The organism is Micromonospora sp. WMMD998, assembly GCF_029581235.1.
Lineage (GTDB): Bacteria > Actinomycetota > Actinomycetes > Mycobacteriales > Micromonosporaceae > Micromonospora.
Map to the genome: position 1 here is coordinate 2,281,284 of NZ_CP120740.1, position 22,712 is coordinate 2,303,995.

Consider the following 22,712-nt stretch of genomic DNA (forward strand, 5'->3'; position numbering starts at 1 on the left):
TAGTCATTCCCCGTCGGTGAGCCGCTGGCGCGCCACCGGCCGCAACTCGCCCCCGCTCGTGGTGCCCTCGATCACCACGGCGGCCGAACGACCACGGTGGGTGAGCGTGGCCACCGCGTTGCCGAAGTAGGGGCCGGCCAGCTTCCGCCACCGCACCAGCGGCCGGCGTACCCCGGCCGACCGGGCCAGCGCCCGGGCCGCGCCGGCCGGACCCGGGTTCCAGCCGAGCGTCATCAGCGGACGCATCGCGGCCGGCACCTGGTTGTGGATCGGCGAGCAGGTGAGCTGGTGCACGGGCGTGCGGACGCCCCGGTCGGCGAACCGGGCCCGGGCCACGTACGAGTGGTGCACGTCGCCGGAGAGCACGCTGATCGACGCCGGGCGCGGATACGCCGGCCCGGCGCCCACCCGGGCGCCGGTGCGCGCCGCGCCGCCGCTGCCCAGCCGGGCGAACACGTCGCCGAGCGCGTCGAAGGAGCGGGTGAACGCCGCCCAGTGCTCCAGGTCCCAGGCGCGGCGCATCCGCTCGGCGAGCCGACCCACCCAGGGCCGGTCGGAGTCGGCCAGGCGCTCGTTCCACGCCTCCACGTGGTGGATGCCCGGCGGCAGCAGCCACGGCAGCGACGTGCCCACCACCAGGTGGTCGTAGGCGCCGTGCGCCTGGTCCAGGAACCAGGACCACTCGCCCGGCGGCAGCATCGCCCGGTGGCCCGGCAGCAGCACCCGGCTGGACCGGTTGTCGAGCATGACCAGGCGGGTCCGCCCCAGGTCCAGCGCGTAGCTCCACTGGTATTGCACGGCCCGCCAGCGCTCGGTGTCGTGCGCCAGGTCGGCCTCGGTGTCCACCCGCTCGCCGAACTCGTGCAGCACGCCGGTGGCGTCCTCGGCGGCCGTCACCTTCGCGTACACCGGGTCGGCGGCGATCTCGTCCGGGCTCAGGTTGCCCAGGTGCTGGTAGACCCAGTAGGAGGCGAGGCCGCTGCGGATCCGCTCGGCCCACCACGGCTGCTCGCGCATGTCCGCCCGCCAGGACTGCGAGGTGTTCCAGTCGTCGATGACCTCGTGGTCGTCGAAGATCATCACGCTCGGCACGGTGGAGAGCAGCCAGCGGATCTCCGGGTCGCGCCAGGACTCCAGGTAGAGCTTCGTGTATTCGTCGAAGCTCACCACCTGGGTCGCCGGGGCGTCCTTCGGCCGCCGGCGGCGCCGCTTGAGCAGCTTGCGCACCGTCGGCGAGGTCTCGTCGGCGTAGACCTGGTCGCCGAGCAGTACCAGCAGGTCGGGCAGCGCGACCTCCTCGGGCGCGGCCATCACCCGTCGGGCGTACGCGTCGAGCGCGTCCGGCGGCAGCTTGCGCGCGGTGGAGTGCTGGGTGGTCTCCCGGCAGGAGCCGAAGACCAGGCTCACCGGCTGGTCGGCGTCGTCGGCCGCGCGGGTGCGGATCACGCTGGGCGGGAAGTCGCTGTTCGGCAGCGGCCAGGCCACCTCGTCGTCGATCAGCACCTCGTAGCGGGTGGTGGCGTCCGGGGTGAGCCCGGTCACCACCACGAGCGCGTAGTGGTGGTCGTACGCGGAGAAGGTGGGCGCGCTGCCGCCCGCGCCGTCGGCCGTGCGGACGGTGACCACCGCGGGCTCGCTCGTCTCCACCCAGATCGTCGCCCGCGTGTCGACGACCCGACGCAGCAGCGGGCCGATGAGCAGGCGCGAACCGGGCACGACGTTACCTCCGACAAGATCGTTTCGGTCACTTCCTACCCGGTCGGCGGTTGCGGCGCGCCGTCCAGCAGCGAGCGTACCCGCAGGTTGTTCGCGTGCCGAGGCGGTGAGTGGGACGCCGTCGCCGGCATCTGACAGGATTTCGGGCATGAAGGAATACCTCCTCGTCGCTCTCGCCCTGCTCGGCGTGCTCATCATCGGCGGCCTGAGCCTCGTGGTGCCCCGGCTGCGCCGGCGCCCGCAGCCGCCGCTGCCGCGCACGGAGGTCGACACCCGCACCGAGGAGGATCTGGCCGGCCCGCCGGTGGAGGCCCCGGAGGCGGACCTGAGCACCGGCGTGGTGGTCGAGGCGCCGCCGGTCGAGGCCCCCCCGATCGAGGTGCCCGAGCCCACCGCCGGCCGCCTGGTCCGGCTGCGCTCCCGGCTGTCCCGCTCCCAGAACGCCTTCGGCAAGGGCCTGCTCGGCCTGCTCAGCCGGGACCGGCTCGACGAGGACACCTGGGAGGAGATCGAGGACAGCCTGATCACCGCCGACGTCGGCATCGACTCCACCCGGGAGATCGTCGACCGGCTGCGGGAGCGGACCCGGGTGCTCGGCACCCGCACCGGCGACGAGCTGCGGACGCTGCTCGCCACCGAGCTGGTCAACGCGCTCGACCCGAGCCTGGACCGGTCGCTGCGGACCACCCCGACCGAGGGCGTCCCGGCCGTGGTGCTCGTGGTCGGCGTCAACGGCGCCGGCAAGACCACCACCTGCGGCAAGATCGCCCGGGTGCTGGTCGCGGACGGCCGGAGCGTGCTGCTCGGCGCGGCGGACACGTTCCGGGCCGCCGCCGCCGACCAACTGGAGACGTGGGGCGGCCGGGTGGGCGCGGAGACGGTGCGCGGGCCGGAGGCCGCCGACCCGGCGAGCGTCGCGTTCGACGCGGTCCGGCGCGGCATCGACACGGGCGTCGACACCGTGCTCATCGACACCGCCGGCCGGCTCCAGAACAAGGTCGGCCTGATGGACGAGCTGGGCAAGGTCAAGCGGGTGGTGGAGAAGCACGGCCCGATCGACGAGACGCTGCTGGTGCTCGACGCCACCACCGGCCAGAACGGCTTGGAGCAGGCACGGGTCTTCACCGAGGCGGTGAACGTCACCGGCGTGGTGCTGACCAAGCTCGACGGGACGGCCAAGGGCGGCATCGTGATCGCCGTGCAGCGCAAGCTCGGCATCCCGGTGAAGCTGGTCGGCCTCGGCGAGGGCAAGGACGACCTGGCCCCGTTCGACCCGGCGCAGTTCGTCGACGCGCTGCTCGGGACCGAGCCGCTCGGCCGGGACGCGTAGCCTCTCCCGTGACGAACGACGATCGCGCCTACGCGGGGTGGCGCGACCCCGACCACCCGGCGCCGCGCCTCGGGAGACCGTACGTGACTTCGCAGGAGATCCCGCTGCACGGCGGGAACGTCAGCACCGTGGTGCGGGTGGGCGACACGGTCCGGCGCAACGCCGGCCCGTGGACGCCCTCGGTGCACGCCCTGTTGCGCCATCTGGAATATGTCGGCTTCACCGGCGCCCCGCGCGCGCTCGGCATGGACGAGCGCAACCGGGAGGTCCTGTCCTACCTCGAAGGGGAGTGCGGGGAATATCCGCTCGCCCCGCACTGGGTGACCGACGAGGCCCTGGTCACCGTGGCCACCATGCTGCGGATGTTCCACGACGCCCAGTACGGCTTCACGCCGCCGCCCGGCGCGGTCTGGCGCTCGTTCGGGCCGCCCCCGCCGGACACCGAGGTCATCTGCCACCACGACGCCGCGCCGCACAACGTGATCTGGCGGCCCGACGGCACGCTCGGGCTGATCGACTTCGACCTCGCCTCACCCGGCGCCCGGATCTACGACGTGGCGTACGCGGCGTGGACCTGGGTGCCGATCTTCTCCGACCGGGACTCGATCACGCTCGGCTGGAAACATCCCGACCGGCCGCGCCGGCTGCGCCTGTTCGCCGACGCCTACGGGTTGATCCCGCGGGACCGGCACCGGCTCATCCGCACCATCCGCAAGCGCATCGTCGACCACGTCGAGGGCATCCGGCGGATGGCCGCCGCGGGTGAGCCGGCGTTCGTCCGGATCGTGCACAAGGGCCACCTCCGCCGGCCGATCCGGGACCTGCGCCTGCTCGACTACGAGCGTCACCACCTCGAGTACGCGCTGCGCTGAGCAAGATCCACCTTCTTCACACGCCGGAAACAACCCGTCACGTGTCGGAAATCGAGCGGTGTCGGTGCCGGAAACAGCGGCCGACCAAGCTTCCGCGCAACCGGCTGACGGGCGATGCTGCCAGGACTCAGTCGGAGGGAGGAATTCGACACCGAGAGGAGGCAGCGTGGAGATCGATACCGGGAACACTGCCTGGCTGCTTGTTTCAACTGCGCTCGTGCTGCTCATGACCCCCGGTCTCGCGCTGTTCTACGGCGGCCTGAACCGGTCCAAGGGCGTTCTGAACATGATGATGATGAGCTTCTCGTCCATCGGGCTCATCAGCATCCTGTGGTTGTTCTACGGCTTCACCGTCGCCTTCGGCGAGGGCGGCAAGTTCTGGGGTGACCTCGGCCAATACCTGGGCACCAAGACGTTTGTCGGCGAGAGCGACCTGTGGGGCGAGACCGGTATCCCGCTCTACGTCTTCATCACCTTCCAGATGATGTTCGCCGTCATCACCGTGGCCCTGATCAGCGGGGCGCTGTCCGACCGGGCGAAGTTCGCCGGCTGGCTGCTGTTCGCCTTCGGCTGGGCCACCCTGGTCTACTTCCCGGTCGCCCACATGGTCTGGGGCGGCGGGCTGATCGGCGGCGACATCGGCGCGCTGGACTTCGCCGGTGGGACCGCGGTGCACATCAACGCGGGTGCCGCCGCGCTGGCGCTGGTGCTCGTGCTCGGCCGGCGGGTCGGCTGGCCACGGGAGAGCATGAAGCCGCACAACGTGCCGCTCGTCGCGCTCGGCGCCGGTCTGCTCTGGTTCGGCTGGTTCGGCTTCAACGCCGGCTCGGAGCTGACCGCCGACGGGGTCACCGCGTTGGCCTTCGTCAACACCCAGGTCGCCACCGCCGGCGCGCTCCTCGGCTGGATCGTGGTGGAGTGGCTGCGGGACCGTAAGCCGACCCTGGTGGGCGCCTCGTCCGGCGCCGTCGCCGGCCTGGTCGCGATCACCCCGGCCTGTGCGTTCATCACTCCCGCCGCCTCGGTGCTGCTGGGTCTGGTGGCCGGCGCGGTCTGCGCCGTCGCGGTCGGGCTGAAGTACCGGCTCGGCTACGACGACTCGCTCGACGTGGTCGGCGTGCACTTCGTCGGTGGCTGGATCGGCTGCCTCTGGATCGGCCTGTTCGGCACCGCCTCGGTGAGCGAGCTGGTGACCTCCGACGGCCTGCTCGTCGGCGGCAACGCCTCGCTGCTCGGCAAGCAGTTCCTGGGCGCGCTGATCGTGACCGTCTACTCCTTCGTGATCGCGTACGCCCTCGGCTTCGTGATCGACAAGACGATCGGCTTCCGGGTCTCCGCCGAGGCCGAGGTGGAGGGCATCGACGTCGCGGAGCACGCGGAGAGCGGCTACGACATGTCGCCCACCACGGGCAGCAGCGCCGGTGGCGCGTTCGCCATGGCCGGGATCGGCGGCACCAAGCCGGCCTCGGAGTCCGCCGACGAGGCGGACGAGTCCGCGCCGGTCAGCGAAAAGGTCGCCGGTTAACGTTCCAGGGATGGAGGGGTTGGACATGAAGCTGGTGACCGCGGTCATCAAGCCGTACCAGTTGGACGCGGTGAAGGAGGCCCTGCACGCGCTCGGCGTGGCCGGGCTGACCGTCAGCGAGGTTCAGGGCTACGGCCGGCAGAAGGGGCACACCGAGGTCTATCGGGGCGCCGAGTACACGGTGGAGTTCCTGCCCAAGATCCGGGTCGAGGTGCTCACCGACGAGATCGACGTGGACAAGATCGTCGACGCCATCGTCGGCGCCGCCCGGACCGGCAAGATCGGCGACGGCAAGGTCTGGGTGACGGGCGTCGAGGAGGTCGTCCGGGTGCGTACCGGCGAGCGCGGGCTCGACGCCCTCTGAGTACGGAATCCGCCGACGTGACCTCGTTGACCACGGCAACCGGCCCCGGAGGGGGCGGCGTGTCCGTGGTCAACGAGGTCGCCGGCGTCCCGGGGGGCATCGGCCAGGCGGCCCGGTCCGCCCGGGCCGACGCGCTCGACGCCTGGCTGCGTCGGATCTTCCCGGGCCGGCCCGGCGTGGCGCTTGTCGCGGTGGGCGGGCTGGGCCGCCGCGAGTGCGCCCCCTACGGTGACCTCGACCTGGTGCTGCTGCACGCCGGGGTGCCCGGCATCGACGAGCTGGCCGCCTCGCTCTGGTATCCGATCTGGGACGCCGGGTTGCGGCTGGACCACTCGGTGCGGACCGTCGCCGAGGCGCTGTCGGTGGCCCAGGACGACGTGAAGGTCGCGCTGGGCCTGCTCGACGCGCGGCACGTGGCCGGCGACCCGGCCCTGACCGGCCAGCTCGCCCGCACCGCCACCGACCACTGGCGGCGCACCGCGATCCGCCAGCTACCCGGGCTCCGCGAGATCACCACGGCCCGCTGGGAGGCTCACGGGGAGCTGGCCTTCCTGCTGGAGGGCGACCTCAAGGAGGCGGCCGGCGGGCTGCGCGACGTCGGCATCCTGCGGGCCATCGCCACCGCGGGCGTCACCGACGCGCTCCGCCCGGCCGTGTACGCCGCGCACCGGCGCCTGCTGGACACCCGCGACGCCCTGCACCAGCAGGTCGGCCGCCGGGTCGACCGGCTGGTCGCCCAGGAACGCGACGGCGTGGCCGCCCTGCTCGGGCTGCGACAACCCCCGTTCGCCGTGTCCGACGCCGGGCCGGGCGGCAACGGTGCCGTTCCCGGTGACGCCGCCCCGCCGGCCGAGGGGGACGTGCTGCTGCGACGGGTGGCCGGGGACGCCCGCACGGTCCGCCACGCCCTCGACGACGCCTGGCGGGCCGCCGACCGGATCCGCTCCGGCCGGCACCGCGCCGCCCCCGGCCGGCCGTTGCGTCGCCCGGTCGCCCGCGACGTCGTCGAGCAGGACGGCGAGCTGGTGCTCGCCCGCACCGCGATCGGGGCCCGACCCGACCCGAGCCTGTCGCTGCGGGTGGCCGCCGCGGCGGCCACCACCCGGCTGCCCATCGCGCGCGCCACCTGCGAGTGGCTGGCCGCCTACTGCCCGCCGCTGCCCGCGCCCTGGCCTCCGGCCGCCCGGGCCGCGCTGATCACCCTGCTCGGCGCCGGTCCCGGCCTGGTGCCGGCCTGGGAGACCTGCGACAGGTACGGGCTGATCGACGGCTGGCTGCCCGAGTGGACTCGGCTGCGCAGCCTGCCCCAGCACAACCCGGTGCACCGGTTCACCCTGGACCGGCACCTGGTGCAGACCGCGTACGAGGCGAGCCGGCACACCCGGGACGTGGAACGACCGGACCTGCTGCTGCTCGGCGCGTTCCTGCACGACATCGGCAAGGGACTGCCCGGCGACCACTCGACCGTCGGGGCCCCGCTGGCCGAGGCGGTGGCCGGGCGGATCGGGCTGCCGCCGGCCGAGGTCGCGCTGATCGGCGCGCTGGTCCGGCTGCACCTGCTGCTGCCCGACGTGGCCACCCGGCGGGACCTGTCCGACCCGAAGACGGTCGCCGGTGTCGCCGAGCGGGTCGGCGACACCACCACCCTGGAACTGCTGCACGCCCTGGTCCAGGCGGACGCCGCCGCCACCGGCCCGGCCGCCTGGTCGGGGTGGAAGGGGCGGCTGGTCGCCGAGCTGGTGTCCCGGGTGCGCACCACGCTCGACACCGGCGTGGTGCCCGCCCCGCCGGCCCCCGACCCGGCGCTCGTCGCCGGGCCGCTGCCGGTCGTACACCTGGGGGAGGACCGGGTGTCGGTGGCCGCCGCCGACCGGCGCGGGCTGCTCGCCACGGTGGCCGGGTGCCTGGCGCTGCACCGGCTGGAGGTGATCTCCGCGGACGCCGCCACGGTGGACGGGCGGGCCCTGGTCGAGTGCCGGGTGCAGCCGCGCTACGGGCTGGCCCCGGACCCGATCGCGCTCAGCGCCGACCTGCGCCGCGCGGTCGCCGGCGACGTCTCGGTCATCCAACGGCTGCGCGGCCGGGCGCTCGCGGCCCGGGGTCGGGGCGCCGCGCCCCGCGTCGTGTGGCACCGGGAGGCGGCCACCGACGCCGTGCTGCTGGAGTTGCGCGCCGCCGACGCGGCCGGCCTGCTCTACCGGGTGGCGTGCGCGCTCGACGAGGCCGGCGCCCAGGTGCGCGCCGCCCGCATCTCCACCCTGGGCGGCGACGTGGTCGACGCCTTCTACCTGATCGGCGGCTGGCCCCCCGACGAGCAACGCGCCCGCGTCGAGGCCGCCGTCCTCGCCGCGGTGTAAGGCGGGGCCCCCGGTTAACGCCTCCGCTAGAGGCGGGGCCCCCGCTTAACCTCCGCGGCGTGCTGTACGCCCGCTGACGTACGCCGGGAACCGTCGCCGGGCCGACGCGCCGGGCACCCGGGAGCGGGACCCTCGGGGGCAGGAACCTGCCAGGGTGGACGCGGCGGGACGTCGGCTGGCCGGGACGGGGGCGTGGACGTGGATCACGGGCGCGGTGACCGGCAGCGGTGGTTCCTCGACGGACTGCTCGGCTTGGCCCTGCTGGCGATCGGGCTGGCCGGCACCGCGCCGGCCGGCTTCAACCAGGGCGTCCACACCGGTCCCGCCGCCTACCCGCCGGTCGTGGTGGCGGCGCTCGCGGTGACGGTGCGCCGGCGGTGGCCGCTGCCCGCCCTGGCCGTGGTCGCCGCCGCGACCACCGCGTACCTGATGCTCGGCCAACCGTACGGGCCGATCCTGCTGTCGTGCTTCGTCGCGGTCTACACGGTGGCCGCGCACCGGCCGGTGCGGGTCGCGACGGTGGCCGGCGCGGTCGTGCTGGCGGCGCTGCTGGCGCACGCTCTCGTCGGCGTGCGCCCGCCCGGCCCGGTCGGTCTGATGCCGGTGGCCGCCTGGGTGGTGGTGCCGTTCGCGGTCGGGGTCACCGTGCGGCTGAGCCGGGAGGCCGCCGCCCGGAACCGGACCGACGAGGCCCGGCGGCTGGCCGACGCGGAGCGGCTGCGGGTGGCCCGGGAGGTGCACGACGTGGTGGGTCACGGGCTCGCCGCGATCCACCTCCAGGCCGAGGTGGCGCTGCACCTGCTGGCCCGCCGGCCCGAGCAGGCCGAGGCGGCGCTCACCGCGATCAGCCGGACCAGCAAGGAGGCGCTGGACGAGCTGCGGGTCACACTGACAGTGGTCCGCCGCGAGGAGCCCGCCGACGAGCGCGCGCCGGCGCCGGGGCTGGGCCAGCTCCCGCACCTGCGCGAGCGGCTGGCCGGCGCCGGGGTGCCGGTCACCGTCGAGACGACCGGGGAGCCGCGCCCGCTGCCGCTGGCGGTGGACCTGGCCGCCTACCGGGTGGCGCAGGAGGCGCTGACGAACGTGCTGCGGCACGCCGGGCCGGCCACCGCCACGGTCCGCGTCGGGTACGCGCCGGGCGAGCTGACCGTGGAGATCACCGACACCGGCCGGGGCCGGGCCACCGGGCCGGACCGGCGCACCGGCTCCGGCCTGGCCGGCATGCGCGAGCGGGTCACCGCGCTCGGCGGTACGTTCAGCGCCGGGCCGGCCCCGCCCGCCGGCTTCCGGGTGTACGCCACGTTGCCCACGCGGGAGGCCACATGATCCGGGTGCTGCTCGCCGACGACCAGGACCTGGTCCGGATCGGGCTGCGGGCGCTGGTGGACAGCGAGGACGACCTGACCGTCGTCGGGGAGGCCGCGGACGGGCTGGCCGCCGTGGCGGTGGCCCGCCGGGAACGCCCGGACGTGGTGCTGATGGACGTGCGGATGCCCGGCGTGGACGGCATCGAGGCGACCCGCCGCATCGTCGGCGATCCGGCGCTGGCCGGCACCCGGGTGGTGGTGCTGACCACGTTCGAGCTGGACGAGTACGTCTTCGACGCGCTCCGGCACGGGGCGAGCGGCTTCCTCACCAAGGACACCAGCCCGGTCGAGCTGCTGCGGGCGATCCGCCTGGTCGCCGAGGGGGAGGCGCTGCTGTCCCCGTCGGTGACCCGCCGGGTGGTCCGGGAGTTCGCCACCCGGCCGGCCCGGGTGCCGCGCCCGCATCCCCGGCTCGGCACGCTCACCGACCGGGAACGTGAGGTGGTGGCGTTGGTGGGGGAGGGGCTGAGCAACGCCGAGATCGCCGACCGGCTGGTGGTCAGTCCGGCGACCGCGCGTACCCACGTCAGCCGGGCCATGGTCAAGCTGGGCGCGCGGGACCGGGCCCAGCTCGTGGTCTTCGCGTACCAGTCGGGCCTGGTCGGGTCCTGACAGCCGGCCGGGTCGGAGCGGCGCGGGAGGCGGCGGGCTACCCTAACGGTGGGCTGGACAGCCGGCCCGGCCGCTGTGCCCGCCGATGACGACAAACGGGATGTTCGCGTGTTTGACACCTTGAGTGACCGCCTGTCCGGGATCTTCACCAAGCTCCGTGGCAAGGGCCGGCTCACCGACGCCGACATCGACGCCACCGCGCGCGAGATCCGGATGGCGCTGCTGGAGGCCGACGTCGCCCTGCCGGTGGTCAAGGGCTTCATCGCGGCGGTGAAGGAGCGGGCCCGCGGGTCCGAGGTCTCCCAGGCGCTCAACCCGGCCCAGCAGATCGTCAAGATCGTCAACGAGGAGCTGATCAACGTCCTCGGTGGCGAGGGCCGGCGGCTCCAGTTCGCCAAGAACCCGCCGACGGTGATCATGCTGGCCGGCCTCCAGGGTTCCGGCAAGACGACCCTCGCCGGCAAGCTGGCCCGCTTCCTCAAGGGGCAGGGGCACCAGCCGCTGCTTGTCGCCGCCGACCTCCAGCGCCCCAACGCCGTCGGGCAGCTCCAGGTGCTCGGGGGCCGGGCCGGGGTCGAGGTGTACGCCCCGGCGCCCGGCAACGGCGTCGGTGACCCGGTGCAGGTCGCCCGCGACTCGATCGAGCACGCCCGCCGGGCCGCCCGCGACATCGTCATCGTGGACACCGCCGGCCGGCTCGGCATCGACGCCGAGATGATGCGGCAGGCCGCGGACATCCGCGACGCGGTCCAGCCCGACGAGGTCATCTTCGTCATCGACGCGATGGTCGGCCAGGACGCGGTCCGCACCGCCGAGGCGTTCCGCGACGGCGTCGGCATCACCGGCGTGGTCCTCTCCAAGCTCGACGGTGACGCCCGCGGTGGCGCGGCGCTGTCGGTCCGGGAGGTCACCGGCCAGCCGATCCTGTTCGCGTCCACCGGCGAGAAGCTGGAGGACTTCGACGTCTTCCACCCCGACCGGATGGCCAGCCGGATCCTCGGCATGGGCGACGTCCTCACGCTGATCGAGCAGGCCGAGGCGGCCTTCGACTCCGATCAGAAGGAGAAGATGACCGCCAAGCTGATGGGCGGGGAGACCTTCACGCTTGAGGACTTCCTCGATCAGCTCATCGCGGTCCGGCGGATGGGCCCGATCGCCAACGTGCTGGCCATGATGCCCGGCATGGGGCAGATGAAGGACCAGATCGCCGAGCTGGACGACAAGCACTTCGACCGGGTCACCGCGATCATCAGGTCGATGACCCCGACCGAGCGCACCAACCCTAAGATCATCAACGGGTCGCGGCGGGCCCGCATCGCCAACGGCTCCGGCGTCACCGTGATGGACGTCAACCAACTGCTCAACCGCTTCGCCGACGCGCAGAAGATGATGAAGCAGATGGGCGGCATGATGGGCCTGCCCGGCGGCGGCCGGCGCAAGGCGACCAAGTCGCCGAAGAACAAGCGCAAGGGCACGAAGGGCGGCAACCGGCCGCGTACCGGGGCCGGCGCGGCGGGCGGCTTCCCCGGCGGCATGCCGCAGCTCCCGCCGGGCCTGGACCCGGGCGACCTGGCCGGAGGCCAGGGCCTGCCGCCCGGCTTCAAGCTGCCGAAGATCGACTTCAACAAGCTCGGCAAGGGTGGCGACAAGGGCCCGCGCTGACGGCGTGTCGGTGACGGTGGGCGATGTCATCCTCTCTTAGGGTGACGTAGCCCCCTGGAAGGAGATGTCAATGACCGCGGCCCCGATCCTGCCGGAGCGGCACGAGTGGACGGTTGACGACCTGGGCGACCTGCCCAAGGACCTTCCGTACGAACTGATCAACGGAAGGTTGATCGTGCCGTCCCCCACTGCCCTGCACCAGGAAATCTGCGTCGAACTGCTGCTCGCGCTGCGCACCAACTGCCCGCCGGAGTTTCTGGTGACCATCGACCTGTCCATGCGGGTCGACCGCCGCAACGAGCCGCGCCCGGACGTGGTGGTGATCCGGCGCAAGCACGCCGGCCGCTCGCCGGTCCCGATCGAGGACACGCTGCTCGCGGTGGAGGTCGTCTCCCCGACGTCGCACTTCCGCGACCTCTACGACAAGGCGAAGGTCTACGCCCGCGCCGGTGTCCAGTCCTACTGGGTGGTGGACCCGCAGCAGGAGCGGATCGCGCTCACCGAATACACGCTCGGCGGCGGCACCCGCGAGTACGAGCAGGTGACCCACACCGAGGACCTGTTCGTCACCGAGCGGCCGTGGAAGGTCTCGGTCGACCTGCCGGCGCTGACGGCGCGCCGCAACGACCTGCTGGCCGGCGAGGACGGGTGATCGGGTAGGACTGTGCACATGGCTCTGCATGTGCGCGGTGTGTTCCTCCCCGACGACGAGGTCCGGGACGCCTGGCTGGTCGGCGACCGGGTCACCTTCGACCCGGTGCCGGGCGCCGAGACGGTGGCCGACGGCGGCTTCGTGCTGCCCGGCCTGACCGACGCGCACTGCCACATCGGCATAGCCCGGGGCGGCGCCCCGATCACCTCGCTCGACCAGGCCCGGGAGTTGGCCCGCATCGACCGGGACGCCGGCGTGCTGGCCATCCGCGACGCCGGCTCGCCGTACCCGTACCCCGAGTTGGAGGACGAGCCGGGACTGCCGCGACTGGCCCGCGCCGGCCGGCACGTCGCGCCGCCCAAGCGCTACCTGCGCGACATCGGCGTGGAGGTCGACGCCGCCGAGGTGGCGGCGACCGTGGCGGCGCAGGCCGCCGCCGGCAACGGCTGGGTCAAGCTGGTCGGCGACTGGATCGACCGGGGCGTGGGCGACCTCGCGCCGGCCTGGGACGCCGACACCATGACCGCGGCGGTCGCCGCCGCGCACGCCGCCGGGGTACGCGCCGCGGTGCACACGTTCTCCGAGTCGGCGGTGGCGACGATGGTCCGGGCCGGGGTGGACTCGGTGGAGCACGGCACCGGCCTGAGCCTCGACCTGATCGACCTGATGGCCCGGCAGGGCACCGCGCTGGTCCCCACCATGATCAACATCCGGACCTTCGGCCACATCGCGGACCAGGCCCGGGCCAAGTTCCCCGGGTACGCCGACCACATGATCGCCCTGCGCGACCGCTTCCCCGAGGTGGTCCGCGCCGCCCACGAGGCGGGTGTGCCGATCTACGTCGGCACCGACGCGGGCGGCGGCATCGACCACGGGCTCGCGGCCCAGGAGATGCTGCTGCTGCACGAGCAGGCCGGGATGTCCGCCGAGGACGTGCTGGCCGCCGCCTCCTGGCGGGCCCGGGAGTGGCTCGGCTTCCCCGGCCTGGTCGAGGGCGGCCTCGCCGACCTGGTGGTCTATCCCGAGGACCCGCGCCGCGACCTGCGCGTGGTCACCGCACCCACCCGCATCATCCTGCGCGGCCAGGTGATCCGCTGACCGCCCCGCCCCCCCCCCCGCCCCGCCCCCCCGCCCCGCCGCAGGCCGCTGATTCACGGAAAGAGTGCCTTCCCCGCCCCGGATAGCCGCGCTTTCCGTGAATCAGGGTGGGGGCGGGGGTGGGGTGCGTGGGGTGGGGGTGGGGGTGGGGTCAGTGGGGGGTGGCGGCAGTGTGGAAGAGGTGCACGGCCAGGTCGGCGAGGTGGGTGGCGGTCTCGTCCGCCGGGGCCGATGGCAGCACGATGTGACTCACCACCAGCCGGACGATGCTGTCGGCGGCGAACGCCAGGGCCGCCGGGTCGGCGTCGGGCAGGTGCCGCCCCGCCCACTCCAGCAGCGCCGTGGTCGACTCGGCGAGCACCATCTCGGACCGGGTGGTCAGATAGGGCAGCAACGCGTCCGAACCGCCCCGCGCGCTGGTCAGGATCGCCTTGATCAGCGGATTGTCGGCCGCCGAGGCGAGCGTGCGGCCGATCGCCGCGTACGCTGCCGCCCGCACGTCGGTGCCGTGCTCGTCCAACGCGGTGCGGACCTCACCGACGAACCGGTCCACCTCGTGCCGGGCGAGCGCCTCGGCCAGGCCCGCCTTGGTGCCGAACTCGTTGTAGACCGTCTGCCGGCTCACCCCGGCCGCCTCGGCCACCGCGCCCATCCGGACGCCGTCCCAGCCACCGGCCACGGCCTGCGCCCGGGCGGCCTCGACGATCGCGTCCCGCGCCTCACCCATCGCCGTCGAAGTCTACGGCCGCCGGCGCGACACGGCGGGGGCCGGCTCCCCGGCGCAGCGGCGGCCCGCGCGGCGCATAGGATGTGCGGTCATGGCGCGCGTGCTCACTCCCCGTGCGGAGGACTTTCCCCGCTGGTACCAGGATCTGATCGCCAAGGCGAAGCTGGCCGACAACGGCCCGGTTCGGGGCACCATGGTCATCCGACCGGCCGGCTACGCCATCTGGGAGCGGATGCAGGCCGAGATGGACGCCCGGATCAAGGCGGCCGGCGCGGAGAACGCATACTTTCCGCTCTTCATCCCGGAGAGCTACCTCAAGCGCGAGGCCGAGCACGTCGAGGGCTTCTCGCCGGAGCTGGCCGTGGTCACCCACGGTGGTGGCAAGCAGCTCGCCGAGCCGGTCGTGGTCCGCCCCACCAGCGAGACGGTGATCGGCGAGTTCATGGCCAAGTGGATCGACTCCTACCGGGACCTGCCGCTGCTGCTCAACCAGTGGGCGAACGTGGTCCGGTGGGAGCTGCGTCCGCGGATCTTCCTGCGCACCAGCGAGTTCCTCTGGCAGGAGGGGCACACCGCCCACGCCACCCGGGACGACGCCCGCGCCTACGCCCGGCGGATCCTGCACGAGGCGTACGAGGACCTGATGGTCAACGTGCTCGGCATCCCGGTGGTGGTCGGCCTGAAGACCGCCCGGGAGCGCTTCGCCGGCGCCACCGCCACCTACACGTGCGAGGGCATGATGGGCGACGGCAAGGCGCTCCAGTTGGGCACCAGCCACGAGCTGGGCCAGAACTTCGCCAAGGCGTTCGACATCAGCTACTCCTCGGCCGAGGGCGGCCGGGAGCACGCGTGGACCACCTCCTGGGGCACCTCGACCCGGATGCTCGGCGGGCTGATCATGTGCCACGGCGACGACAACGGGCTGCGGGTGCCGCCGAAGCTGGCGCCGGTCCAGGCGTACGTGATGATCGTGAAGGCCGGCGACGGTGTCGGCGAGGCGGCGAAAAAGCTCTCCGACGCGCTGCGCGACGCCGGGGTGCGGGTGGCGCTCGACGACCGGACCGACACCGCGTTCGGCCGCCGCGCCGTCGACGCGGAGTTGCGCGGCTACCCGGTGCGCGTCGAGGTCGGCCCCCGCGACCTGGCCGCCGGCAACGCGGTGGTGGTCCGGCGTACGGACGGATCGAAGGCCGCCACGCCGCTGGCCGACGTGGTCGGCGCGGTGCTCGCCGCGCTGGAGGCCGACCAGCGGGCGCTGCACGACCAGGCGCTGGAGTTCCGCCGGTCCCGCACCGTCGAGGTGTCGACGCTCGCCGAGGCGATCGAGGCGACCGCCACCGGTTGGGCGATGGTGCCCTGGTCGGCGGTCGGCGTGCCCGGTGAGGCCGAGGCGAACGCGCAGGGCGTGACGGTCCGTTGCCTGCTGCGCGCCGACGGCTCGGTCCCGGACACCGAGGACGAGCCCAACCTCGTGGCCATCCTCGCCCGCGCCTACTGAGATGCAAGGAGGGGCCCCCGCTTAACGCATTCGGTAGAGGCGGGGCCCCCGCTTAACAAGTGAGGGATGGTGAGCGTGCGCTTCGAACCCGGTCGGCTGGTCCTGCACCGCAACGTGCGGCACGGGCGGATCGGGTGGGTCCGGTCGGCCCGTGTGGTCTGCGACGACGATCGTGGGCTGCTGCTCTGGGTGGCGCGGAACGCGCCGGTGGCGTACGAGGTGACCGCCGCCGGGCTGGGCATGCGTGCGGTGCCGTTCACCGAGTGGATCACCTCGTCGTACGCGCTGAAGCGCGACACGTGGAACGGGCCGTCGGTGCTGAAGTTCCTGCCCACGGGCGCCGCCCACTCGGTGTGGTGGTTCACCGACGAGCGGGGTCGGTTCCAGAACTGGTACGTCAACCTGGAGGAGCCCGGTGTCCGCTGGGACGACGGCACGGTGGCCGGCGTCGACATCGTGGACCAGGACCTCGACGTGGTGGTGCACCCGGACCTGACCTGGCAGTGGAAGGACGAGGACGAGTTCGCCGAACGGCTCGCCTTTCCGGAGCACTACTGGGTGACCGACGAGAAGGCGGTCCGGGCCGAGGGGGAGCGGGTGATCCGGCTCGCGGAGTCGGCCGCGTTCCCGTTCGACGGGACGTGGCGTGACTTCGCCCCACCTCCAGAATGGGACATTCCGGACGGGCTGCCGCCCGGCTGGGACCGCCCGCCGGTGCGCTGAACACGTGTCCTTCGTCACCGCCCGGCCCGTCCGGGGCGTACGCGCCGGGTCCGGTGTGAGCGTTCCGGCGCGGATCTGGCAGAATGGACCGCTGGTATCCGGCGCGCGTCCGGCGCCCTCTAACCCGGGCGCGTCGCCAGTTCACCGAGCAGTCTCCGGCCCAAACCCCACTGTGCCGGTCGGCGCTCACCCGCCACACCGCCCGTACGGGCCGGTGAGATCGCAACAGGAGCGAAACAACTGTGGCCGTAAAGATCCGGCTCCTGCGGATGGGCAAGATCCGCAACCCGCAGTACCGCATCGTCGTCGCCGACTCGCGCACCAAGCGTGACGGTCGCGCGATCGAGTTCGTCGGTGTGTACCAGCCGAAGGAAGACCCTTCGGTGATCGAGGTCAGGTCGGAGCGGGTCCAGTACTGGCTGTCCGTCGGCGCTCAGCCGAGCGAGGCCGTGCAGCGCCTGCTGGAGCTGACCGGTGACTGGCAGAAGTTCAAGGGCCTGCCGGCGCCGCCGCCGCTGAAGGTCGCCGCGGAGCGGGCCGACCGCAAGGCGGCGTACGAGGCCGAGGCGAAGGCCGCCGCCGGCGTGGCGGAGACCCCCGCCAAGCCGGCCAAGAAGGCCGCCAAGGCGGAGGCCCCGAAGGCAGAGGCCCCGAAGGCGGAGGCCGAGGCGCCGAAGACCGAGGAGCCGAAGGCCGCCGAGCAGACCGGTGCCGAGTCCGGTGAGCAGGCCTGACATGCCACTGCGTCCCGCCCTGGAGCACCTGGTCAAGGGGATCGTCGACCACCCGGACGACGTCCGGGTGCGGATGGTCGATTCCCGTCGGGGCAAGCGGCTCGAGGTCCGCGTGCACCCGGAGGATCTCGGCACGGTGATCGGACGGTCCGGCCGGACCGCCAAGGCACTGCGCCAGGTGATCGGCTCCATCGGTGGGCGTGGGGTGCGCGTCGACATCGTCGACTCGTACTGATGCTTCTCGTCGTCGGCCGGATCGGCAAGCCGCACGGCATCCGCGGTGAGGTCACCGTGGAGGTGCGGACCGATGAGCCCGAAGCGCGCTTCGCCCCCGGTTCGGTGCTGGTCACCGAGCCGGGGGCGGTTCCGGCCGAGCCGGGCGCCTGGCGGGTGCCGCCGGAGCTGACCGTGGAGTCGGCGCGCTGGCACCAGGGCCGGCTGCTCGTCGCGTTCGTCGGCGTGGCCGGCCGGGACGTCGCCGAGGCGCTGCGCAACACGCTTGTCGGGGTGGACAGCGCCGACGTCGACGCGCCGGACGACCCGGAGGAGTTCCACGACCACCAGTTGGTCGGGCTCGCCGTGGTCACCCCGGACGGTGAGCGGCTCGGTGAGGTGGACCGCATCGACCACGCTCCCGCCTCCGAGCTGCTTGTGGTGCGGCGTCCCGAGGGGCGCACCGCGCTCATCCCGTTCGTCAAGGCGATCGTGCCCGAGGTGGATCTCGCCGGCGGTCGCGTCGTCGTCGACCCGCCCGGCGGTCTGCTCGACCTGTAGCTGGAGCCACCGCATGCGCGTCGACATCGTGTCGATCTTCCCGGACTACTTCGCCCCGCTCGACCTGTCGCTGATCGGCAAGGCCCGTGCGAACGGCACGCTGCGGCTGGCCGTACACGATCTGCGGACCTGGACCCACGACGTGCACCGCACGGTCGACGACACGCCCTACGGGGGTGGCCCGGGCATGGTCATGCGGCCGGAGCCGTGGGGTGAGGCGCTCGACGCGCTGGCGCCCGACGAGCTGAGCCCGGACGGGCACACGCTGCCCCGGTTGCTCGTGCCGTCGCCGGCCGGTGTCCCGTTCACCCAGGCCATGGCGCACGAGCTGGCCGCGGAGTCGCACCTGCTCTTCGCCTGCGGCCGGTACGAGGGCATCGACCAGCGGGTGCTCGACCACGCGGCGACCCGGATGCCGGTGACCGAGGTCTCGCTCGGCGACTACGTGCTCTTCGGCGGCGAGGTGGCGGTGCTCGTCATCCTGGAGGCGGTCACCCGGCTGCTGCCCGGGGTGCTCGGCAACGCCGGCTCGCTGGACGAGGAGTCGCACGCCCACGGGCTGCTGGAGGCCCCGCTCTTCACCAAGCCGGCGACGTGGCGCGGGCTCGACGTGCCCGAGGTGCTCCGCTCCGGCGACCACGCCCGGATCGCCCGCTGGCGGCGCGACGAGGCGCTGGGGCGTACGGCGGCCCGCCGCCCCGACCTGGTCGCCGCGCTGCCGTCGGAGAGCCTCGACCGGCGGGACCGGGCCGCCCTGGACCGGGGTGGGTTTCCGGTGCCACCGGAGCGTGTGGCAGAGTAGAGGGGTTGCCGCATCTGTCCACGCCGTGGGCGGCTGCGAGGACCCTCGACCGGGGTCGGCGTCGCCGGCCGTCACCCGGGGGTCAGAATCACCCGTTCGCGCATCGACTGACGATGCGCCGTGAGCCGCACGAGGACACCGCGATGAACATCCTGGACGCCCTTGACGCCCAGTCGAAGCGTGCCGACCTGCCCGACTTCCGCGCCGGTGACACCGTCAAGGTGCACGCGCGGGTCGTCGAGGGCAGCCGGTCCCGGGTCCAGATCTTCCAGGGCGTCGTGATCCGTCGCCAGGGTGACGGCCTGCGCGAGACCTTCACGGTCCGCAAGATCAGCTTCGGCGTCGGCGTGGAGCGGACCTACCCGCTGAACAGCCCCGGCATCGACCGCATCGAGATCGTGACCCGTGGCGACGTGCGGCGCGCCAAGCTCTACTACCTGCGCGAGCTGCGTGGCAAGAAGGCCAAGATCAAGGAGCTGCGGGAGAAGCAGCCGGCGAACTGACGAACGTTCGCCACGCCGCCCGAGCTGCGCGGATGTCGTATCGACCAGATCGCATTACCCTGGTCGGTACGGGCGCAGCCGGACGGCACGAAGCGATCCACTGCCGCCCGTGGGGTCTCCGCGAGGAGACTCCCGGGCGGTAGTGTCGTTTCCGCGGACCGGAGAGTGGCATGGTGCAGATGCTTGACGAGGACGGCACCGTCGATCCCTGGCGTCGACGGCCCCGGCGCTCCCGCCGGCAGATGCCGCTCTGGCAGGAGTTGCCGCTGCTGCTGATCGTGGCGTTCTGCCTGGCGGTGCTGATCCGCACGTTCCTGCTTCAGGCATTCTTCATTCCCTCCGGGTCGATGGAGAACACGCTGCTCATCGGCGACCGCGTGTTGGTCAACAAGGTCGTCTACGACATGCGTGACCCGATCCGGGGCGAGGTCGTGGTGTTCCGGGGCACCGACCGCTGGGTCGCCCAGGAGGCGCCGGCCCCGCCGACGAACCTCACCGGCAGGATCGGCCGCACCCTCGGTGACCTGGTCGGCGTCAGCCGCCCCGGCGAGAAGGACTTCATCAAGCGCGTCATCGGTGTGCCCGGCGACAAGGTCTGGTGCTGCGACGACGGCCGGGTCGTGGTCAACGGCGTGCCGCTGGACGAGCAGGCGTACGTCTCCGAGAACTCCCCGCTCGACCTTCCGCCCAACCCGAAGGAGTGCCGCTCCCGGCAGTTCACCGAGGTGGTGGTGCCGCCGGGGCAGATCTTCGTGATGGGCGACCACCGGCTGGTGTCGCAGGACGCCCGGTGCCAGGGCCCGGTGCCGATCGACAACGTCATCGGCCGGGCCTTCATGATCGTGTGGCCGTCGCAGCGGTGGACCAGCCTTCCCGTACCGGAGACGTTCGCGGGTCTGCCCCGTCCGGACGCCGCGGCGGCCCGCCCGGCCCCGGCCGACCCCGACCCGGTGGGCGGAGTCGTGCTCATCGTTCCGGTCACGGCCACGCTCGCCGTTCTCGCGGGTTCGGGGCGACTGCGCCGTACCCGGCGACGTAGGCTCCTCCCGTGATTGACGAGCAGACCGAAAAGCCGCGCAGCTCCTTCTGGAAGGAGCTGCCCATCCTCCTCGGTGTGGCGATCCTGGTCGCAGTGCTGGTTCGCGCCTTCGTGCTGCAGACCTTCTTCATCCCGTCGCCGTCCATGGAGAACACCCTCAAGATCGACGATCGGGTGCTGGTCAACAAGCTGGTCTACGATTTCCGTTCGCCGCACCGCGGCGAGGTGATCGTCTTCAAGGCGCCCACCGAGTGGAGCGGCAACCCCGACGGCGAGGACTTCATCAAGCGGGTGATCGGTGTCGGCGGCGACCACGTCGTCTGCTGCGACCGCGACGGCGGGCAGGAACGGCTGATCATCAACGGCAAGCCGATCGACGAACCGTTCGTCTACCCCGGAAACAAGGTGGCCGACCAGGACTTCGACATCACGGTGCCGGAGGGTCGGCTGTGGGTGATGGGCGACCACCGGGAGGCCTCCGGCGACTCGCTGGAGCACTGGCAGCAGTCCGGCGAGGACATCACCGAGGCGACCATCCCGGAGGGCGAGGTCGTCGGCCGGGCCTTCACCATCTTCTGGCCGTTCGACCGGGCCACCTGGCTGACCGTGCCCGAGCAGTTCGACGGGATCCCCAATCCCTGAGGCGGCGGTCGTCCCCGGCGTCTGGCAGGCTGGTGCGGTGACCGTCTACACCCCACGTCGCGCGGCCCGGGTGCTGCTTGTCGACGGGTCCGGCCGGGTGCTGCTGTTCGACGGCAGTGATCCGGGCCGACCGGGGCACCGCTACTGGTTCACCCCCGGCGGTGGGCTCCACCCGGGGGAGTCCCCGGCCGAAGGCGCGGCGCGTGAGCTGGCCGAGGAGACCGGCCTGCGGCTGGCCCCGGCCGAGTTGGGCGCGCCGGTCTGGTCCGAGACGATCGATTTCCCGTTCGACGGCGTGTGGTACCGCCAGGAGCAGGAGTTCTACCTCGTCCGGGTGCCCGGGTGGGAGGTCGACACCGCAGGCTTCGACGAGATCGAGCGGGCGAGCGTGCACGGGCACCGCTGGTGGGCGGTGGCCGAGTTGGCCGCCACGGCCGAGCGGTACTACCCGACCGACCTGCCCGACCGGCTCGGTCGCGTGCTGGCCGGGAGCGGCGGATGCTGACCCCGCCGCGCACGGTGGTGCGCCGCGACGGCGGGCTCTACGCGCTGGAGCGGGCCCTGCAACGACGGGGCTTCCGGCACGTGGCGGGCGCAGACGAGGCCGGCCGGGGAGCGTGCGCGGGGCCGTTGGTGGCCGCCGCCGCGGTGCTGCCCGAGGGGCGACGCGGCGAGATCGACGAGCTGGCCGACTCGAAGCTGCTCACCCCCGCAGCCCGGGAGCGGGTCTACCAGGAGGTGGTGGCGCGGGCCCTGGCGTACGCGGTGGTGATCATTCCGGCCGAGGAGGTCGACGCCCGGGGTCTGCACGTGTGCAATCTCGCCGCGATGCGCCGTGCGCTCGCCTCGCTCGCCACCCGCCCGGACTACGTGTTGACCGACGGCTTCGGCGTCGACGGGCTCGACGTGCCGGGGCTGGCGGTCTGGAAGGGCGACCGGGTGGCCGCCTGCGTCGCGGCGGCGAGCGTGCTCGCCAAGGTCACCCGGGACCGGATCATGGTGGACCTGGACGGGCGGTTCCCCGGCTACGGTTTCGCCGAGCACAAGGGCTACATCACCGCCGAGCACAGCGCCGCGCTGCGCGAGCTGGGGCCGTGCCGGGAACACCGCTTCTCGTACGTGAACGTGGCGGCCGTCTCCGGGCGGGACGGACGACCTCCCCGTGCCCGTCGACCGGCCTCGCCGGAGCCCGGCACGGCGGTGGCCGGCACGGCGGTGGCCGGGGCGTCCACCGGGCGTCCGGACGAGCCGATGGAGCACTCCGGCCCGTCAGGGGGTACCGTCGGCGTGGCGTTGGGCGACCAGCCGCGACCTCCGGTGTCGGTGGGGGAAGATGTGGTCATGGAAGGCGGAGTGCGATGAGCGCGGAAGATCTCGAGAAGTACGAGACCGAGATGGAGCTGCAGCTCTACCGGGAGTACCGCGACATTGTCCGCCAGTTCTCCTACGTGGTGGAGACCGAGCGCCGTTTCTACCTGGCCAACCAGGTGGACCTGCACGTCCGCAACTCCGACGGCGAGGTCTACTTCGAGGTCGAGATGCATGACGCCTGGGTGTGGGACATGTACCGTCCCGCCCGTTTCGTCAAGAACGTCCGAGTAATGACGTTCAAGGACGTCAATGTGGAAGAACTCGAAAAGCCCGACATCTCGCTTCCCGCAGATTCCGGCTTCGGCGGCTGAGCACGGCTGTCCGCTTTGGCGGCTGAGCGCGGC

Annotated in this window: 24 protein-coding genes; 22 read left to right on the forward strand and 2 right to left on the reverse strand. The window is 72.8% G+C overall.

Going from position 1 to position 22,712, the window contains the following annotated elements:
- Positions 1-3 precede the first annotated feature (3 nt).
- Positions 4-1,716, reverse strand: coding sequence for an alkaline phosphatase D family protein (locus O7619_RS10875; protein ID WP_282287392.1), 1,713 nt, complete (start codon positions 1,714-1,716; stop codon positions 4-6).
- A gap of 148 nt (positions 1,717-1,864) precedes the next feature.
- On the opposite strand from O7619_RS10875, the gene ftsY reads away from it, so the two are divergent.
- The 10 genes from ftsY to O7619_RS10925 all read left to right on the forward strand — a co-directional run bounded on the left by ftsY (position 1,865) and on the right by O7619_RS10925 (position 13,555).
- A complete protein-coding gene (gene ftsY, locus O7619_RS10880; protein ID WP_282287394.1) occupies positions 1,865-3,046 on the forward strand; it encodes a signal recognition particle-docking protein FtsY in 1,182 nt (393 codons plus the stop codon).
- Positions 3,047-3,054: 8 nt separating this feature from the next.
- Positions 3,055-3,918: an aminoglycoside phosphotransferase family protein gene (locus O7619_RS10885; RefSeq protein ID WP_282287395.1), complete on the forward strand. Its 864-nt coding sequence runs from the start codon at positions 3,055-3,057 to the stop codon at positions 3,916-3,918.
- Between the two features lie 166 nt (positions 3,919-4,084).
- Complete coding sequence (locus O7619_RS10890; protein ID WP_282287397.1) at positions 4,085-5,443, forward strand: ammonium transporter; 1,359 nt, start codon at positions 4,085-4,087, stop codon at positions 5,441-5,443.
- Between the two features lie 25 nt (positions 5,444-5,468).
- Positions 5,469-5,807 (forward strand): P-II family nitrogen regulator, encoded by a 339-nt coding sequence (locus O7619_RS10895; protein ID WP_174537509.1) that lies wholly within the window; start codon positions 5,469-5,471, stop codon positions 5,805-5,807.
- A 59-nt stretch (positions 5,808-5,866) separates the two neighbouring features.
- Positions 5,867-8,164 carry a [protein-PII] uridylyltransferase gene (locus O7619_RS10900; protein WP_282287399.1) on the forward strand — a complete coding sequence of 766 codons (2,298 nt, stop codon included), beginning with the start codon at positions 5,867-5,869 and terminating at the stop codon, positions 8,162-8,164.
- Between the two features lie 192 nt (positions 8,165-8,356).
- Complete coding sequence (locus tag O7619_RS10905) at positions 8,357-9,490, forward strand: sensor histidine kinase (protein ID WP_282287401.1); 1,134 nt, start codon at positions 8,357-8,359, stop codon at positions 9,488-9,490.
- Positions 9,487-10,143, forward strand: a complete 657-nt coding sequence (locus O7619_RS10910; protein WP_282287403.1) for a response regulator transcription factor — start codon at positions 9,487-9,489, stop codon at positions 10,141-10,143. The genes O7619_RS10905 and O7619_RS10910 overlap by 4 nt, the downstream gene beginning before the upstream one ends.
- A gap of 108 nt (positions 10,144-10,251) precedes the next feature.
- Entirely contained in the window at positions 10,252-11,805 is a 1,554-nt protein-coding gene (gene ffh, locus O7619_RS10915) for a signal recognition particle protein (protein WP_282287404.1), read from the forward strand.
- 70 nt (positions 11,806-11,875) lie between these two features.
- Positions 11,876-12,457 (forward strand): Uma2 family endonuclease, encoded by a 582-nt coding sequence (locus O7619_RS10920; protein WP_282287406.1) that lies wholly within the window; start codon positions 11,876-11,878, stop codon positions 12,455-12,457.
- Between the two features lie 18 nt (positions 12,458-12,475).
- Positions 12,476-13,555 (forward strand): amidohydrolase family protein, encoded by a 1,080-nt coding sequence (locus tag O7619_RS10925; protein WP_282287407.1) that lies wholly within the window; start codon positions 12,476-12,478, stop codon positions 13,553-13,555.
- Between the two features lie 151 nt (positions 13,556-13,706).
- Here the strand turns inward: O7619_RS10925 and O7619_RS10930 are convergent, their stop codons facing one another.
- Complete coding sequence (locus O7619_RS10930) at positions 13,707-14,282, reverse strand: TetR family transcriptional regulator (RefSeq protein ID WP_282287408.1); 576 nt, start codon at positions 14,280-14,282, stop codon at positions 13,707-13,709.
- Between the two features lie 91 nt (positions 14,283-14,373).
- On the opposite strand from O7619_RS10930, the gene proS reads away from it, so the two are divergent.
- The 12 genes from proS to O7619_RS10990 all read left to right on the forward strand — a co-directional run bounded on the left by proS (position 14,374) and on the right by O7619_RS10990 (position 22,679).
- Positions 14,374-15,780: a proline--tRNA ligase gene (gene proS, locus O7619_RS10935; protein ID WP_282287409.1), complete on the forward strand. Its 1,407-nt coding sequence runs from the start codon at positions 14,374-14,376 to the stop codon at positions 15,778-15,780.
- 75 nt (positions 15,781-15,855) lie between these two features.
- Positions 15,856-16,503 carry a DUF402 domain-containing protein gene (locus O7619_RS10940; protein ID WP_282287410.1) on the forward strand — a complete coding sequence of 216 codons (648 nt, stop codon included), beginning with the start codon at positions 15,856-15,858 and terminating at the stop codon, positions 16,501-16,503.
- A gap of 242 nt (positions 16,504-16,745) precedes the next feature.
- Complete coding sequence (rpsP, locus tag O7619_RS10945; protein WP_282287411.1) at positions 16,746-17,237, forward strand: 30S ribosomal protein S16; 492 nt, start codon at positions 16,746-16,748, stop codon at positions 17,235-17,237.
- The gene (locus O7619_RS10950; RefSeq protein WP_176308690.1) at positions 17,212-17,472 is read left to right on the forward strand and encodes an RNA-binding protein; all 261 of its coding nucleotides are present in this window, start codon (positions 17,212-17,214) and stop codon (positions 17,470-17,472) included. The genes rpsP and O7619_RS10950 overlap by 26 nt, the downstream gene beginning before the upstream one ends.
- Complete coding sequence (rimM, locus tag O7619_RS10955) at positions 17,472-18,011, forward strand: ribosome maturation factor RimM (protein WP_282287412.1); 540 nt, start codon at positions 17,472-17,474, stop codon at positions 18,009-18,011. The genes O7619_RS10950 and rimM overlap by 1 nt, the downstream gene beginning before the upstream one ends.
- Before the next feature lie 13 nt (positions 18,012-18,024).
- A complete protein-coding gene (trmD, locus tag O7619_RS10960) occupies positions 18,025-18,813 on the forward strand; it encodes a tRNA (guanosine(37)-N1)-methyltransferase TrmD (protein WP_282287413.1) in 789 nt (262 codons plus the stop codon).
- Positions 18,814-18,956: 143 nt separating this feature from the next.
- Complete coding sequence (gene rplS / locus O7619_RS10965; RefSeq protein ID WP_282288763.1) at positions 18,957-19,316, forward strand: 50S ribosomal protein L19; 360 nt, start codon at positions 18,957-18,959, stop codon at positions 19,314-19,316.
- A 170-nt stretch (positions 19,317-19,486) separates the two neighbouring features.
- Entirely contained in the window at positions 19,487-20,368 is an 882-nt protein-coding gene (gene lepB, locus O7619_RS10970) for a signal peptidase I (protein ID WP_282287415.1), read from the forward strand.
- Positions 20,365-20,997 (forward strand): signal peptidase I, encoded by a 633-nt coding sequence (gene lepB / locus O7619_RS10975; protein WP_282287417.1) that lies wholly within the window; start codon positions 20,365-20,367, stop codon positions 20,995-20,997. The genes lepB (O7619_RS10970) and lepB (O7619_RS10975) overlap by 4 nt, the downstream gene beginning before the upstream one ends.
- 37 nt (positions 20,998-21,034) lie before the next feature.
- Complete coding sequence (locus tag O7619_RS10980; protein ID WP_282287419.1) at positions 21,035-21,502, forward strand: NUDIX domain-containing protein; 468 nt, start codon at positions 21,035-21,037, stop codon at positions 21,500-21,502.
- Positions 21,496-22,359: a ribonuclease HII gene (locus O7619_RS10985; protein WP_282287420.1), complete on the forward strand. Its 864-nt coding sequence runs from the start codon at positions 21,496-21,498 to the stop codon at positions 22,357-22,359. Before O7619_RS10980 ends, O7619_RS10985 begins: the two co-directional genes overlap by 7 nt.
- Positions 22,356-22,679: a DUF2469 domain-containing protein gene (locus tag O7619_RS10990; RefSeq protein ID WP_007075222.1), complete on the forward strand. Its 324-nt coding sequence runs from the start codon at positions 22,356-22,358 to the stop codon at positions 22,677-22,679. The genes O7619_RS10985 and O7619_RS10990 overlap by 4 nt, the downstream gene beginning before the upstream one ends.
- Positions 22,680-22,712 lie beyond the last annotated feature (33 nt).

What these genes read in the sequence shown, in the direction of transcription:
- ftsY (WP_282287394.1), top strand. Translation starts at nt 1,865, where the DNA reads ATGAAGGAATACCTCCTCGTCGCTCTCGCCCTGCTCGGCGTGCTCATC.
- O7619_RS10895 (WP_174537509.1), top strand. Translation starts at nt 5,469, where the DNA reads ATGAAGCTGGTGACCGCGGTCATCAAGCCGTACCAGTTGGACGCGGTG.
- O7619_RS10910 (WP_282287403.1), top strand. Translation starts at nt 9,487, where the DNA reads ATGATCCGGGTGCTGCTCGCCGACGACCAGGACCTGGTCCGGATCGGG.
- O7619_RS10920 (WP_282287406.1), top strand. Translation starts at nt 11,876, where the DNA reads ATGACCGCGGCCCCGATCCTGCCGGAGCGGCACGAGTGGACGGTTGAC.
- O7619_RS10925 (WP_282287407.1), top strand. Translation starts at nt 12,476, where the DNA reads ATGGCTCTGCATGTGCGCGGTGTGTTCCTCCCCGACGACGAGGTCCGG.
- O7619_RS10930 (WP_282287408.1), bottom strand. Translation starts at nt 14,282, where the DNA reads ATGGGTGAGGCGCGGGACGCGATCGTCGAGGCCGCCCGGGCGCAGGCC.
- proS (WP_282287409.1), top strand. Translation starts at nt 14,374, where the DNA reads ATGGCGCGCGTGCTCACTCCCCGTGCGGAGGACTTTCCCCGCTGGTAC.
- rimM (WP_282287412.1), top strand. Translation starts at nt 17,472, where the DNA reads ATGCTTCTCGTCGTCGGCCGGATCGGCAAGCCGCACGGCATCCGCGGT.
- trmD (WP_282287413.1), top strand. Translation starts at nt 18,025, where the DNA reads ATGCGCGTCGACATCGTGTCGATCTTCCCGGACTACTTCGCCCCGCTC.
- rplS (WP_282288763.1), top strand. Translation starts at nt 18,957, where the DNA reads ATGAACATCCTGGACGCCCTTGACGCCCAGTCGAAGCGTGCCGACCTG.
- lepB (WP_282287415.1), top strand. Translation starts at nt 19,487, where the DNA reads ATGGTGCAGATGCTTGACGAGGACGGCACCGTCGATCCCTGGCGTCGA.
- O7619_RS10985 (WP_282287420.1), top strand. Translation starts at nt 21,496, where the DNA reads ATGCTGACCCCGCCGCGCACGGTGGTGCGCCGCGACGGCGGGCTCTAC.
- O7619_RS10990 (WP_007075222.1), top strand. Translation starts at nt 22,356, where the DNA reads ATGAGCGCGGAAGATCTCGAGAAGTACGAGACCGAGATGGAGCTGCAG.